Here is a 14,148-nt window from a genome sequence, read left to right on the forward strand (position 1 = left end):
CCGGAATCCAGGAGGCCTGTCATGGTGATTAAACGTTGGGCGCTGCGTCTGTGGCAGTCGTTTTCGGCTACGGGCCTGCTCGTCGGCGCCCTCTTCTTCGCCGCGTCGCTGACCCCGACCTTGCTGCCGCGCGCTTACCCCCTGCAGGGTGCGCTGTCAGGATGTTCGTTCGCCGCCGGCTATGGGGTCGGCGTTTTCGCGCTGTGGTTATGGGACTATCTGGAACTGCCCAAACCCGCACGCCGGGCGGCGCGCGCCATCAAGCTGGTTGCAACCGTCATTTGCGCCGCAATCGTCGTCACCTTCCTGTGGCATGCATCGGAATGGCAGAATTCCATTCGCGCCGTGATGAACCTCGAGCCCGTCGACAGCGCCCACCCGCTCCGCGTCGGCTTGATCGCCCTGCTGGTTTTTGTCCTCCTGATCGCTCTGGCGCGACTGTTCGAGTTGAGCTTTCGCTACTCGTCCGGGCCGCTGCGGCGCTACGTTCCCCGGCGCGTCTCCAATGTCATCGGCGTCATTGTGTCGGTCGCGCTGTTCTGGACAGTGGCCAACGGGGTGCTTTTCAAATCTGCCCTGCACGCCGCAGACACCTCGTTTCGCAAATTTGATGAACTGATCGAGGCCAGCACCGAAAAACCAACAGATCCAAACAAGACCGGAAGTACGGCGTCGTTGCTCGATTGGGAGGAGCTTGGAAGGGCCGGGCGCGAATTTATCGCGACGGGGCCATCGAAAGCCGACCTCAGCGCTTTCCGCATGCAAGACGCAATGGAGCCCATCCGCGTCTATGTCGGATTGCGCAATGCCGAAACGGCCACAGAACGCGCAAAACTTGCATTGGAAGAGCTGAAGCGCGTCGGCGCCTTCGACCGCTCCGTGCTTGTGGTCATCATGCCGACAGGCACCGGCTGGATCGATCCCGAAGCAATGGACACGGTCGAATACCTGCATGGCGGCGACATTGCGAGCGTCGCGATGCAGTATTCCTACCTGACCAGTTGGCTCTCACTGCTGGTCGAACCCGACTATGGCGCTGAAGCGGCGCGGGCCCTTTTCTCGGAAGTCTATTCCTACTGGACGACACTGCCGAAGGAGACACGGCCCCAGTTCTACCTGCATGGGCTCAGCCTCGGCGCGCTGAGTTCCCAGCTTTCGACCGAACTCTACGATATCATCGGCGACCCGTTCCAAGGGGCTCTGTGGAGCGGCCCTCCCTTCCAAAGCCAAGACTGGCGGCGTTTCACCGATGGCCGCAATCCGGGGTCCCCGGCCTGGCTGCCACGCTTCCGTGACGGTTCCTTTGTCCGCTTCACACATCAGGAAAACGCGCTTGATATCCCCGGCGCCCGATGGGGACCGATGCGGATCGTCTATCTCCAGTACGCAAGCGACCCGGTTACCTTCTTCGAGCCCGAATCCTTCTACCGAAAGCCGGCCTGGATGAACGAGCCGCGCGGTCCCGATGTGTCGGGGGAGTTGCGATGGTATCCGGTGGTGACGATGTTGCAGCTAGCGCTCGACATGGCTATGGCGACCATCACGCCGATGGGATATGGCCATGTCTACGCGCCGGAGCACTATATCGACGCCTGGATCGAGGTGACCGACGCCAAGGGCTGGAGCGAAGCCGACGTCCAGCGCCTGAAGGACTTTTTCATCAACCGGCGATAGGCCTTTTTGTCGGCCTGCGGCAAAAAATATCCGCTCCAGTGCTGGTCAAAGCAATGTCAGTTGTGTATAGGCACGCCGACTTTCAGGATTCCGGCCCGCACATATGGCCCTTTCACGAGGGACCATGGGGCTTTTGACCGATGAGTGAGTAGATCCAATGGCTGTTCCTAAACGAAAAACTTCGCCGTCCAAGCGCGGCATGCGCCGTTCGGCCGATGCGCTGAAGGCCCCGACCTATGTCGAGGACAAGAATTCCGGCGAGCTTCGCCGTCCGCACCACGTTGACCTGAAGACCGGCATGTACCGCGGTCGCCAGGTTCTGGAACCGAAGGGCTGATTTTCCGGCCTCGTTTCCTATCGAGTTGAAAGAGACCGGCCTCGTGCCGGTCTTTTTCGTTTGGCGAATGACTGTCGTTGAAAAACCTTGACGCCGGTCAAACCCACGGGCTTCTAGGAAAAATGAGCCCAATGGAGACGTCCCAATGCTGGGTGGCATCCCGCTGCTGATCGTGCCCTTCATCCTCTACAATCTTGGCCTTGCCGGATCGTTCGGACAGGCCGCCGGCAGCGATATCTGGGCAACCAACATTTTCTCGCTGACGATGATGTCCGGCGGCATCTTCTCACTGACAGTCGGCGATCTGCTGATCGTGGTGGCGCTGCTGCTGTTGTTCGTCGAGATCCTAAAATCGACACGTACCTCGAACGCCTCGATCGTCGACCATTTGCTGTCGACCTTCGTGTTCGTTGCCTTCCTGGTCGAATTCCTGCTGGTCACGGCGGCCGCCCATTCGGTGTTTTTCACGCTCATGGTTATAGCGCTGGTCGACGTGCTGGCCGGCTTCTCCGTTTCGCTGCGCTCGGCCGGCCGCGACCTCAATATGGAGTAGCCACAGAGCGCCGGCCCTGCCGAAACATTTTCGGCCTTTCATGGGCTGAGGTGCCGCTTCGCCGCACCTTGCTGTGAGCGCCCTACGCGACCTTTGGAGCGGCACACCCGCTCGGCAATTTGAAACCACAAAATCAACCCGGCTACTGATGATTTCCCGCGCGTCATCGCGTGCGAGAACTCTGTCTGCCGATCTCCATTAGGGAGAGGGCGTATTGCACCGTCCGAAGTGATGACCCGGTTAGCCAGGCGGCTGTGTCGTGTTTGCCGGTTGATTTGGTTAGCTTTTAGCCAACGTGCCTCAAGTGCAATTGTCCTTCCAACGAACAGCCACGGCCATCCGAAGCTCAAACTCCAGACGTTCCACTGAGAAGCGGTAAGGCGGCGGGCTGAACGAGGATCTTCGTGAATTGTTCGTTTGCGATGCCCGTCATTGTCGCCAAAGGTTACTGCCTTCTGATGGTCGCAGATGCAGAGGCAGCCGCCGCGTTCCTGTCGGATCGCTGGCCGAGATATGGCCCCAGGCACGCGGAAGCGGCCGAACGGGTGAGGATGGCGATCGATGGCGACGCCACTCCGCTCGAGGCAATGCAGGCCTTCGTGGCCGCCGCACGCGAAGCCGAAATTCTCGTCGAAGGTTACGTGCTGAGTTGACCGCGATCCCGATGGGTCAGCGATGCCCTGGCCCGCTCCCGACAATCACAGCTTCTGGTTCAGGTGATCGGTGATGAAGAAAGTTCTGACCATTTTCGGCACCCGCCCGGAAGCAATCAAGATGGCGCCGGTGATATCCGAACTGCGGCGGAGCGAGGAACTCGAATCCGTTGTCTGCGTGACTGCCCAGCACAGGGCCCTGCTCGACCAGGTGCTCGAGCTTTTTGATATCAAGCCGGACCATGACCTCGATCTCATGCAGCCGAACCAGACGCTCGACCAGTTGACCGCACGCGCGTTGACCGGCATCGGCGTCGTCCTCGACCAGGTGAAGCCTGACGTCGTTCTGGTTCATGGCGACACCACGACGACGTTGTCCGCATCGCTCGCCGCTTTTTACCGCAAATTGCCCGTCGGGCATGTCGAGGCCGGTCTGAGGTCGGGCTCGCTGCTGGCGCCCTGGCCCGAAGAAATGAACCGCCGCGTCGCCACGCTTGCGACGCGTTTTCATTTCGCGCCGACCGAACAATCGCGCCGCAACCTGCTTCTCGAAGGCATTCCCGCCAGCGATGTCCACGTCACAGGCAACACGGTGATCGACGCCTTGTTCGAGACGGTCGCGAAAGTGCGCTCGTCTCCGCAGAAATTGCGGCAGTTCGAGCAGAAATTCTCTTTCCTGGATAAACGGCGTCCGCTGATCCTTGTGACCGGACATCGCCGGGAAAACTTCGGCGCCGGCTTCGAGGACATCTGCCACGCGCTTCTCGATATCGCCGCCAATCACGACGTGCAGATCGTCTACCCCGTGCACCCCAATCCAAGTGTGCGCGAACCGGTCGAGCGGCTGCTCAAGCAGGAACCGTCCATCCATCTGATCGAGCCGCAGGAATACGAGCCGTTCGTTTACCTGATGGAGAAATCCCATCTGATCATCACCGATTCCGGCGGCGTACAGGAAGAAGCACCGTCGCTCGGCAAGCCGATCCTGGTCATGCGCGATACGACCGAGCGCCCCGAGGCGGTCGATGCCGGCACAGTCATCCTTGTCGGCACGTCGAGAGCGCGGATCGCCGGCGAAGCCGGCCGCCTTCTCACCGACCTGCGGCATTATCGACACATGGCGCAGGCGATCAATCCTTATGGCGATGGCCAGGCGGCTCAACGAATCCGGCAGATCATCGAGAGCCGGCTTGTCGAAGCGCCTTCCGCTCATACCGGCGGCTTCGTTGGCCACGCCAAGAGGAGCAAGGTTGCTTTACTGGATCGCGGCAGGTTCGACAGGGTGCCGGCATTGAAGCACGCCGCCCGCACCGCTGTTCGACGTGAAGAGCCCCCGGAAATCCCGACCGACTGATGGACGAAGCAGGGAGCGTGCACAGGGCGCCTGCATTTCGTTGATTCCTACAGATTTGGAAACTGAACCTCGCCAGCCCATCGAAACGGCGGGCCGTTCCGGCGCGTAACTGCGCAACAACAGGGGTCGAATGATCGTTCGTTCAGCCCTGCGACGGCTGCACAAGCGATTGCACGTTGCGATCGCTTATAACCAGGCGCGTGATGGCGGCGTCGACCGTGTCGACATTATCGGCATAGGCGTAGACAAGCGCATAATCGCAGATCTGATTGATGACGCGCGGTAGGCCGTGACTGGCGGTGAACACCACGTCGCATGCTTCGGGAGTGAAGATCTCGCGCTCGGCGCCGACCACCCTGAGCCGGTGGTTGATGTACTCCCGGACTGCATCGCGCGACATGCCCGACAGATGGAAGCGTGCCGAAACCCGCTGCGCAAACTGCAGCAGCTTCGGCCGGCCGATGATCTGGTTGAGCTCCGGCTGGCCGACGAGGACAATCTGCAACAGTTCGTCGCGCTCGCCGTTCAGGTTGGAGAAACACCGGAGTTCCTCAAGCATCTTCTCGGAAAGGTTTTGTGCCTCGTCGAATATGAGCACCGTATGATTTCCCGCGGCCAGTTCGGAATGCAGCAGCGCTTCGAACTGGGCAAAGCGCTTCACGTAGGGCATTGCCTCGACGATAGGGTGGCCGAGCGACGACATCACCCAGTGCAGGAGTTGCCCCCTGTCGCCGTGTGCATTCGAGATAAGTCCGATCCGCAGGTCCCGCGGCGCGGCCCGCAGCAGATGGCGGATGAGCGTCGTCTTGCCGACGCCGATTTCACCAGTGATGACCGTAATCGGCGCGAAGGTCGCCAGCCCGTATTCCAGCAGCGCGTAGGCGCGCGCATGATTTGACGACCAGAACAGAAAATCGGGGTCCGGCAACAGCGTGAAGGGACGCCCACGCAGCCCAAAGTATTCAGAATAGATCAGGAACGAGCTGGACATCATGGATCGGGTGCTTGAGGAGGCCGTCTCGTCAACCGACGAGATTGAGCGCCTTGGCGAAGAGAGATCGGCCATTTGCGGACTAGTACCCATAGGTTTCGGTGACATGCTGGCTCTTGTTGAGCACGACGCCGAGAACATTCGTCTTCAGCGCAAGCTCCCGCTCACAAAGATCCGCCTCGGTTAGGGTGCTCGATTCGGCCGCCACAACGAGGATCGCACAATCGACATTCGGCAAGAACGCCATCACATCGTCGTTCGCCAGCATTGGCGGCAGGTCGAACAGCACGACATCCGGGTTCAGTCGCTGCTGCAGGCTCGCCAACGCCTTGGTTGTGTCGGTGTTCTGCAGGAGTTCCGCAGCGAGATGCACCGGCCGGGAATTGGACGCCACCGCGACATTGTCGCCATAGCGGAGCAGCGTGCTTTCAAGCGGCACCTGTCCCTTCAGGAAATCCTCCATCGACGATGGATTCCGGATACCCAGCGACTTGGCGATCTGCGGTCGCCTGAGATCGAGATCGACGACGACCGTGCGGCAATCCTTCTGGTGCGCGAGGCTGAAGGCCAGATTGAGCGTGACCATGGTCTTGCCGCACCCTGGCGTTGGCGACGTTATGGCGATCGAACGCCAATTGTTCTGCCGCAGCAATTGCAGCACGCGGGTGCGCATCATGTCGAAAGCAGTGTGGGCGGGATCGGAGCGACGGGCCGTAACCAGCCGGGCTGCGGTCGCCTGGTCGGGGATAAGCCGGCCCGCCTCGAGTTTCGCCCACAACGCGTCTCCGACGGAGTGAACCGACGGGATCGACCGTTCGGGCAGGCGCACCGGGCTGTGTTCTTCCCTCGCCTTCTGCATGGCAGTCTGAATACGATCGAGAACTCCCGGGCCTTCCGGGGTTTTCTGAGCTGAGGCTTCAGAACCAGACATCTACAGCACCCGGCTGCTGTCGAGAGCGACGAGAAACGCTTCGAAAACAGTCCTCAATGGCGTTCGATAGAAATGCAGGGCGGCGAGAAAGATGAAAGACGTGATGGCGGCGATCGCACACCCGACCGCCATCCTCCGGTGTTTGTCCTGTTTCTCGCCTGCGACCCAGATGTAGGGAATGGTGGCAAGCGGCTGGGCCTGCAGAACCTGCGCAAGTTCAGAGGGTCGTCTGATCGACCGGTTCAGCAGTTCCAGCAGCACGACCAGGCCTAGTCCGCAGGCAAACCCACCGGCAATTCCCAGACCTGCAATGCGCTTTCTGTTCGGGCTGACCGGGTCCGTTGGCGCCGTTGCCGGCTCCACGACGGAGAAGCGCCCGCCCTTTGAGCGTATCTCGATCTGTTCACCAGCGGAAGCTTCTGCCAGGCGAGCGACCATCAAGTTGTATTGAGTCTGGATGTTTGCGCGCTGCCGCTCAAGCGAGTTCAGCAGCGTTTCGTTGTTCGGCGTCGCGGCGATCGACTTTTCCAGCTCGGACAAGTACGCGGTGATGGACGACCGTTCGCGGCTGATGAAGGCCAGCCGCTCGTCGATCTCCGACAGTTGAAGATCGAGCTCGCTCGGTCCGGCCTTGCCGTTCTGTTTCTCATCCTGCCCGGTCTGGATCTTTTTCTGCAGGGCGGCGATGCGCGTCTGCAGCGTCACGACGTTGGGGCTGCCTTCGGCAAAAATAGCAAGCTGCTCCGAGAGGGCTCGGTTCAGGTCCTGCAGCATCTGCTGATCGGGTGAAACGGGGCCGGCGTTCATGAGCTTGCCGGTGGTCTCGAACATCTGAACGAGGTTGGTGCGCCGGGTGCGCAGGCCGGCTTCTTCGCGCTCAAGCAGGAGCAATCTTTCCTGTTGCGTGCTCTGCTGGTTGCGTCGGAAATCCAGGCTGTCCGGCAGAGCTTCCTTGTTGGCGTTTTTGAAATCGAGAATCTGGGCTTCGAGCTTGGTCAGGATCCCACCCAGCCGTTTGACCTCCTGGTCGAAGAACTGCATCGTGTCACCGGCACGGCTGGTACGCAGATTCATGTTCTTGTTGAGGATGAACGTGACCAGTTCGTTCACGACCCGGGCTGCAAGCGCGGGGTCCCTGGCCTCGAAGGAAACGTTGAAGATGGTGGCGCCGCGGCCTTCGCCCGTGTTCAGCTGCAATTGTTCGAAAGAGATGCGCGATCGCATGTTGTCGACGATGTCGGCGTCCGCGAGCTTGGTTTTCCGCGCGGCGTAAACGTTCATGCGCTCTGCAAGCGCCAGAAGATTTTCACGCGTGGTAATCTCCTGCTCTATCACCTGCAGCTGCGCGATGGCGTTGGTCGACACCGTAGGCCGCACCATGTCGGCGGAGATTTGCGGATCCTCGACCAGGATCCTGGCGCTGGCGCGATAGACTGGTGGCAGAAGGTAGGCGATCACGATCCCAGCCGCGGCCAGAAAAGCTGCTACCGCCAGGAAATACGGCAGCCTTCGCAACACAATGGAAGCGTAAAAACGGAAATCGATGTCGCCCAAGCCTGCACCCACTGTTAGGCCGGCACGGCGCCGGACCGGGGGGCATTCTCAAACGCTGGGCCGCGTGATGAAAGACAACCGATAGTTTAGGGCAAAACGCGGTTGGAGCCGAGACCTAATACCTATGGGTGGAGGGGTTCACCCTACGCATGAAACAGGACGGGCTCGCCGCGATCTTGTCTCATTTTGCTTGCAGCTCAAAAGCCTCTGAACCCATCGTCCACGGCTTGCTGGCGAAGCAGCGGGCAGCCGGAGATTCTCGCTCCTGAGTTGCGCAGACAGCGCCGGCGTTGAAGGATTGCGCGCTACAGCAGTGCCGGGATTCGGCAACCGCGCTGCAGCTTCTCGTTGCCCATGTCGTGTCACCCGAAACCGGGGCACTTTCGGGTTGATAGCACTGGCTCCGGGTCATGTTCCGGATAGACCCGGAATGGGTTCGAGAACTCCCGCCGTGGTCGGCGCCAGGTCCGGCCTCGGTACGCGCCGCAGCAGCGAGTCGGCAAGCCACATGGTCATCTTCATGATGGTGAATGTCGGATTTGCACTTCCGGCGGTTGGAAATACCGAAGCGCTGACAACGGCGACATTGGGCACGCCGTGGCAACGCAGATCCGGCCCGACAACCGATTCGGCAGGGTCGGTTCCCATCCGCGTCGACCCCGATGGGTGGGCGCATGCCTCGGCCTGCGCAATGATCGGCGTTGAGGTGTCGGCGGCGGCCGGTGTCAGGTTCAGCGGGCAGACCGCGTCCAGACCAGCCTGCCGCCAATAGCCAGCCAGGTTGGCAACCGCCGAGCGGAAGGTTCGCTCGTCGCTTTCGGTCGGAGCCCATTCCAGCAAGGCCATCGGGACGCCGAAGCGGTCCCGCGATTGCGAAAGCCTGATGCGATTGTCCCACTGCGGAAGCTGCTCAACGCAGGTCATCATTTGCAGGTCGACGCCAGCCGGCACAAACAGTTGATGGCGGATGAGGCGCCAATAGGCGCTGCGCGCGACAAGACCGACGTTCTTCGACAGGCGCCTCAGGTCGGCGACGCTCAGATCGCGCCGCTGCAGCCCCTGGGCTATTCTCTTCACGTCAGCGAGCGGGCTCTCCGCAAGATCCATCGCGACATAAGCGAACGCACTCCCCGCCTGGTCCTTGACCTGCGCGGCCCTCGAGAGCTCTAGGTGTAGATCGCGGCGCGTGGAATTGACGAACCGATAGCCGAAAAGCCGGTTGGTGGCGACGGGATCCCGTCTGTCTATCACCGCGACTTTGGCCTTGAGATGGTCCTGGAAATATCGTCCGAGAACCCGGGATCGGGCGAAGGCATGGTTGTCCGAGGCCGCGTCGAGCAGAAGCAGCAGGCGTGTCGTTTCGATGGTCCCGGCCGCGAAAACGAAATCGTCGGCGCGAACCTTGAGTTCCTTGCCGTTGAAGTTGCGAGCGGTGATGCCCCGCAGCCTGCCGCCGCCCCTGTCGAGCTCGAAACCACATACGGTCGCGCCAAGCCATATCTCGATGTTCTTCAGGCTGCCGAGTTCGTCCTTAAGCACCGTAGCAACGTTGCAGCGTTTGAAGCTTGGGCATTTTGCCCATCGCGGCGTCAGCGTGGCATCGCCGTCCGGAAACATCTTGCGGCTTGCGGTCCTCTCGGGCGCGATCTCCTCATAGGAACCCGGCGCAACCTTGAATATCTCTTCGATTTCTCCCTCATACCGGGAGAATCTGCTCATCGTGATGGGCCAACCCGGCTGGGCGATATGCGCGCGCTCGCCCGCCTCGTGGTCGGTTATCGGGATCATCCGGCCACCCCAGCGGCTGGAGGTACCCCCAAGCCCTCGATAGCGGCCCGTGAGGGCACGCGAATAGCGACCGGCCGGGTCCTCGATGTCGTTCAGGCGATGAACCTCGTCGTCGTGAGTCTTGTTGCCGCTTTCGACAACGATGACTTTCTGGCCACTTGCCGCGACACGCCTGGCGAGCAGGAGGCCAGCAATTCCGGCGCCGATCACGCAGATCGGTCCGGAAATACTTCTGGAGCCATCGGGCAAATCCTTAAGTTCAAAAACAGACATAGTCCATCCTTTGCAAGATTGTTTTCAAGAACAATGTTAGCAATTGTTATTTTATATTTGTGTTTGATGTTACTACATGATACAGAGGATGGAACTAACCTATTAGTATATAGGTTTGCGACGATATCACTGCGATTTTGGAGATTCCTCCCATGGATTCAACTCCCAGGCTCAGCGTCATCATTCCGCATCTCAACGACGCCGTGGAGCTTGCCCGGTGCCTGGACGCACTGCATTCGCAACATGGAGATGACCTTTCTTTCGAAATCATCGTGGTCGACAATGGCTCGTCCGAACTTCCGACGGATGTCTGCGCTACCTATGGCGCTCGTCTCGAAATCGAACCGATCCCCGGCCCTGGCCCGGCGCGCAACCGCGGCGCACGCGTAGCGACTGCAGATCTGCTCGCCTTCATCGATGCAGACTGCGTCGCGCTTCCAGGCTGGGTGCGGGCGATCGTGGAGTTCTTCGAACAGAACAAAGCCGTCGACTTTGTCGGCGGCGATATTGATGTCCTTCCGGAAAATCCAGCACGGCTGACCGCCGTGGAAGCGTATGAAAGCATCTTCAGCTATCGCGCGCGGCTTTACGTCGAACGCTACGGCTTTGCGGCGACGGGAAACATGGCGGTGCGCGCGGATGCCTTCCGCGCCGTCGGTCCGTTCGGTGGCATTTCGACGATGGAAGACACAGAATGGGGGCAGCGCGCGACCGCGCGTGGCTATCGCATCGCCTACCTGCCTGGTGCAAAGGTGCTCACCACGCCTTGCAGGTCGTTTGCCGAGCTTTGCCGCCGGTGGGACAGGCATGTCGCGCATGAATTCCGAAACGTGGGGCGTCATCCTGCCAAGGTCCTCATGTGGGCGGCCAAAAGTGCGGCAATCGCGGCGTCTCCGTTGGCCGAGGTTGTCCGCGTGTTGCGCTCGGATCGCCTTGAAAGTCTTCCCACCCGGTTGCGCGCGCTTTCATGCTTGACCCGCGTCCGCCTTTACCGTGCCGGCCGGATGATCGCGCTTTTGCTGAGGGACAATACGTCAGTAATGGTCGGAACGTGGAATAGGGAGAAATCCTGAGCGCGACGTTCCCCTTTCGGTTTAAGCGCACTCCACCCATCAACCGAAAGAAGGCGAAGGTTTACATTCCGCATCCCTTCGATCAGGCGCCTGCCCCGCCTTTTTGGGAGCAGCCCCAGAATACCTCATCCACCAGCATCTATTGTGAGAAAGCGGCGCGGCGCGGACACACGCCCACATCCCTCCCGTATTCACCAATTTCGACCGGATTCGAGCCATTTTTCCCCTTCGAAAGCCTAATTTTCACTCAGAAAATCCGGGCGAGCGATAGACGATCATTCCGTCTAGATCGAATTATTTAATCCAGGTTTATTGAGCATATAAACTAGTCCTGTTTTACTTTCCGTAAATCGCAAAACAAAAATCGATGACTTACAGTAAAAATTGGGATCGAAGTCATCGATAAATTACAAAACTAGGCATTCAATCCGAGATTGATTGCCAAATCCGGCCTCTTATTAAACAGAAATCGGAGATTTTCGTGCTGGATGTATTTTCCGGATCGCATTCGCGCGCGCTCTCTACAGCCGCATTCATCACGGACAGAAGGCGTCGGTCAAAGCGTTTCTACCTCGGCGTAAAACGCGTCATCGACATACTGGCGACTCTCGCCATGGCGCCTGTTGTCCTGCCACTGCTCGCCATCCTTGCCGTCCTCGTGAAGCTCGACGGCGGGAAGGCATTCTACGGTCAGCCGAGACTGGGAAAGGACGGTAAGGTCTTCACACTATGGAAGTTGCGTTCGATGCAACCGGACGCGGACCGCAGGCTGGAAGAGTACCTCCGGGAAAACTTGGAAGCGCGGATCGAATGGGAAAGAACTCAGAAACTGAGGAACGATCCGCGCATCACAACGCTCGGTCGCTACATCCGCAAATACTCGCTCGACGAACTGCCACAGCTGCTGAACGTGTTTCTGGGCCATATGAGCCTGGTCGGCCCTCGGCCGATGCTGCCGCAGCAACGGAAACAGTATCCGGGTAGCGAATATTTCAGAATGCGCCCTGGATTGACGGGACTTTGGCAGATCAGCGACCGCAACAACTGTTCGTTTGCTGAACGCGCAATGCATGACAACAGATATGCCGCGGTCATGTCATTGGCTATTGATTTTCGGATTCTGGCTCAGACGCCGCTTGTCGTCCTGCGGGGCACCGGCATGTGAGACCGCCCGAGGATCGATCGACGAAATCGAGGGGGATTAGATAGGGTTGGACAGGCGGGATCAGTCCCGCCAGTCCAAATTGATCCGCTCCAGGTAAGCCCTGGTCCTGATCGCCGAAACGGTGCGATTGAGACACCTTGCGATCGCATTCACATGAAGATGACCTTCGGCGAAAAGCCGAAGTTGCATTATTTCACTCTGCGTCCAACGACGCGCCCTTCGAGTCACCATGCTCAGCTCCAGCTGTTACGTACATAGTTGCATACGTTCCAGAGCCCAGGCCGGATGAACTGCCCCCCGCGAGAGGCCCACGTACATCTGAGCAGCGGCAGTCTGCTTCACTTCGCGAAAAATCACAAGTTCAATTTTAGGTAGGGGTAATTTAGCGCATGAGAATGCAGAAAGATTTCGCCGACCTAAAGACAGAAGCCCACGAAACCTTGTTTTCAACATGATCCTATATTTGGCTCTACGCTAGGTTGCCGGCGCGGCCAACGAGGTTTTTCGCACAGGTTTATTGCTAGGCGATCAACGCCATGCGCCTCGCGTGTCGTAGGTGACCTTTCCGCCCAGCCTGGTGTGCCGAAGCGACTTGAACGGCTCGTGCTCGACCAGAAGCACCACAATGTCCGCATTCTCGACCGCGTGGTGCGCGCTCTCCAGACGAAGATTGGAATAGCCGGAAAGAAGCGGGGGCAACGTACTGACAAACGGATCCGAGACGAGAATTTCGACCTCCGGAAGCGCCTTTGCAATCAGCCCGACCACCTCGATCGCAGGGCTCTCCCTGATGTCATCGACATTCGCCTTGAAGGTGAGGCCGAGGCACGCGACCGTTGGCGACCGAAACCGTGCGGCCTTGGCGACGACCTGCTCTGCGACATGATGGGGGCGGCGGTCGTTGACCTCGCGCGCCGTCCTCATCAGCGGCGACAGCGCCGGCGCGGCCGACACGATGAACCATGGATCCACGGGAATGCAGTGACCGCCGACGCCGGGCCCAGGATTGAGGATGTTCACCCTCGGATGCCGGTTTGCCAGCCTTATGACTTCCCACACGTCGATGTGAAGCGACTCGCTGACCAGCGACAGTTCATTGGCAAAGGCGATGTTGACGTCGCGGTACGCGTTCTCCACCAGCTTGGCCATTTCGGCGCTCGCAGCGTCCGTCAACAGGATCTCGCCTTGCGCGAAAACGCGGTAGATCGATGCCGCCCGCTCCGCACAGCGCGGCGTCAAGCCGCCCACCACGCGATCGTTGGTCAGCATCTCGATCATGATGCGACCGGGAAGAACCCGTTCGGGACAGTGCGCGATAAAGATGTCGGCGCCGGTCTCACCGTCATGCGGCATTTTCAGGTCCGGCCGCATCTCGCCGATCCAGCGCCCTATGCTCTCGGTGGTGCCGGGCGGCGATGTCGACTCCAGGACGACGATGTTTCCCGGCCTGAGCCGCGGAGCAATCTGCCGGGCCGCGGTCTTCACGTAGGAAAGATCGGCCGTGTGATCGCCGTTGAAGGGGGTTGGAACGGCAATGATATAGGCGTCAGCTTCAGGCGTCTCGCTGGTGGCAGTCAGCCTGCCCATGGCAACGGCGCCACTGACGGCGACCGCCAAGTCGGGCTCGACGAACGGCACCTCGCCGCGCGTGACGGCGGCAACCGTTTCCGGATTGACGTCGACGCCGACCACGTCCACGCCGCGCGTGGCCAGCACGACCGCGGTCGGCAGTCCGATGTAGCCCAGGCCGATTATGGCCAGCCGGCCCTTGAATTTGTCATCCATGTCGATGCCCCCGCATC

Annotated in this window: 12 protein-coding genes; 7 read left to right on the forward strand and 5 right to left on the reverse strand. The window is 59.9% G+C overall.

The genetic code is table 11. From position 1 onward, the window contains the following. Positions 1-21: 21 nt before the first annotated feature. The 5 genes from F3H98_RS07850 to wecB all read left to right on the forward strand — a co-directional run bounded on the left by F3H98_RS07850 (position 22) and on the right by wecB (position 4,571). The gene (locus F3H98_RS07850) at positions 22-1,674 is read left to right on the forward strand and encodes an alpha/beta hydrolase (RefSeq protein ID WP_149759572.1); all 1,653 of its coding nucleotides are present in this window, start codon (positions 22-24) and stop codon (positions 1,672-1,674) included. 157 nt (positions 1,675-1,831) lie between these two features. After that, positions 1,832-2,011: a 50S ribosomal protein L32 gene (rpmF, locus tag F3H98_RS07855; RefSeq protein ID WP_149759573.1), complete on the forward strand. Its 180-nt coding sequence runs from the start codon at positions 1,832-1,834 to the stop codon at positions 2,009-2,011. 145 nt (positions 2,012-2,156) lie between these two features. Continuing rightward, the gene (locus F3H98_RS07860) at positions 2,157-2,564 is read left to right on the forward strand and encodes a hypothetical protein (RefSeq protein ID WP_149759574.1); all 408 of its coding nucleotides are present in this window, start codon (positions 2,157-2,159) and stop codon (positions 2,562-2,564) included. Between the two features lie 404 nt (positions 2,565-2,968). Next, the gene (locus F3H98_RS07865) at positions 2,969-3,217 is read left to right on the forward strand and encodes a DUF982 domain-containing protein (protein WP_149759575.1); all 249 of its coding nucleotides are present in this window, start codon (positions 2,969-2,971) and stop codon (positions 3,215-3,217) included. A gap of 73 nt (positions 3,218-3,290) precedes the next feature. Then, positions 3,291-4,571 carry a non-hydrolyzing UDP-N-acetylglucosamine 2-epimerase gene (gene wecB / locus F3H98_RS07870; RefSeq protein WP_149759576.1) on the forward strand — a complete coding sequence of 427 codons (1,281 nt, stop codon included), beginning with the start codon at positions 3,291-3,293 and terminating at the stop codon, positions 4,569-4,571. A gap of 142 nt (positions 4,572-4,713) precedes the next feature. On the opposite strand, the gene F3H98_RS07875 is transcribed toward wecB, so the two are convergent. From F3H98_RS07875 to F3H98_RS07890, 4 genes are all read right to left on the reverse strand, one after another. After that, positions 4,714-5,565 (reverse strand): ExeA family protein, encoded by an 852-nt coding sequence (locus F3H98_RS07875; protein ID WP_210249667.1) that lies wholly within the window; start codon positions 5,563-5,565, stop codon positions 4,714-4,716. 79 nt (positions 5,566-5,644) lie between these two features. Further along, positions 5,645-6,421: a CpsD/CapB family tyrosine-protein kinase gene (locus F3H98_RS07880; RefSeq protein WP_149759577.1), complete on the reverse strand. Its 777-nt coding sequence runs from the start codon at positions 6,419-6,421 to the stop codon at positions 5,645-5,647. A gap of 72 nt (positions 6,422-6,493) precedes the next feature. After that, complete coding sequence (locus F3H98_RS07885; RefSeq protein ID WP_149759578.1) at positions 6,494-8,047, reverse strand: GumC family protein; 1,554 nt, start codon at positions 8,045-8,047, stop codon at positions 6,494-6,496. A gap of 408 nt (positions 8,048-8,455) precedes the next feature. After that, positions 8,456-10,108: a GMC oxidoreductase gene (locus F3H98_RS07890; protein ID WP_149759579.1), complete on the reverse strand. Its 1,653-nt coding sequence runs from the start codon at positions 10,106-10,108 to the stop codon at positions 8,456-8,458. Positions 10,109-10,260: 152 nt separating this feature from the next. On the opposite strand from F3H98_RS07890, the gene F3H98_RS07895 reads away from it, so the two are divergent. Together F3H98_RS07895 and F3H98_RS07900 are read left to right on the forward strand one after the other, a co-directional pair. After that, on the forward strand, positions 10,261-11,181 hold the full coding sequence (locus tag F3H98_RS07895) for a glycosyltransferase family 2 protein (protein ID WP_149759580.1): 921 nt from the start codon (positions 10,261-10,263) through the stop codon (positions 11,179-11,181). A 481-nt stretch (positions 11,182-11,662) separates the two neighbouring features. Continuing rightward, positions 11,663-12,346, forward strand: coding sequence for a sugar transferase (locus tag F3H98_RS07900; protein WP_244621633.1), 684 nt, complete (start codon positions 11,663-11,665; stop codon positions 12,344-12,346). Between the two features lie 528 nt (positions 12,347-12,874). On the opposite strand, the gene wecC is transcribed toward F3H98_RS07900, so the two are convergent. After that, positions 12,875-14,131, reverse strand: coding sequence for a UDP-N-acetyl-D-mannosamine dehydrogenase (gene wecC, locus F3H98_RS07905; protein WP_149759581.1), 1,257 nt, complete (start codon positions 14,129-14,131; stop codon positions 12,875-12,877). Between the last annotated feature and the right edge of the window lie 17 nt (positions 14,132-14,148).

Source organism: Neomesorhizobium albiziae (assembly GCF_900114255.1).
GTDB classification, from domain to species: Bacteria; Pseudomonadota; Alphaproteobacteria; order Rhizobiales; family Rhizobiaceae; genus Neomesorhizobium; species Neomesorhizobium albiziae.

What these genes read in the sequence shown, in the direction of transcription:
- F3H98_RS07850 (WP_149759572.1), top strand. Translation starts at nt 22, where the DNA reads ATGGTGATTAAACGTTGGGCGCTGCGTCTGTGGCAGTCGTTTTCGGCT.
- rpmF (WP_149759573.1), top strand. Translation starts at nt 1,832, where the DNA reads ATGGCTGTTCCTAAACGAAAAACTTCGCCGTCCAAGCGCGGCATGCGC.
- F3H98_RS07860 (WP_149759574.1), top strand. Translation starts at nt 2,157, where the DNA reads ATGCTGGGTGGCATCCCGCTGCTGATCGTGCCCTTCATCCTCTACAAT.
- wecB (WP_149759576.1), top strand. Translation starts at nt 3,291, where the DNA reads ATGAAGAAAGTTCTGACCATTTTCGGCACCCGCCCGGAAGCAATCAAG.
- F3H98_RS07875 (WP_210249667.1), bottom strand. Translation starts at nt 5,565, where the DNA reads ATGATGTCCAGCTCGTTCCTGATCTATTCTGAATACTTTGGGCTGCGT.
- F3H98_RS07880 (WP_149759577.1), bottom strand. Translation starts at nt 6,421, where the DNA reads ATGCAGAAGGCGAGGGAAGAACACAGCCCGGTGCGCCTGCCCGAACGG.
- F3H98_RS07890 (WP_149759579.1), bottom strand. Translation starts at nt 10,108, where the DNA reads ATGTCTGTTTTTGAACTTAAGGATTTGCCCGATGGCTCCAGAAGTATT.
- F3H98_RS07895 (WP_149759580.1), top strand. Translation starts at nt 10,261, where the DNA reads ATGGATTCAACTCCCAGGCTCAGCGTCATCATTCCGCATCTCAACGAC.
- wecC (WP_149759581.1), bottom strand. Translation starts at nt 14,131, where the DNA reads ATGGATGACAAATTCAAGGGCCGGCTGGCCATAATCGGCCTGGGCTAC.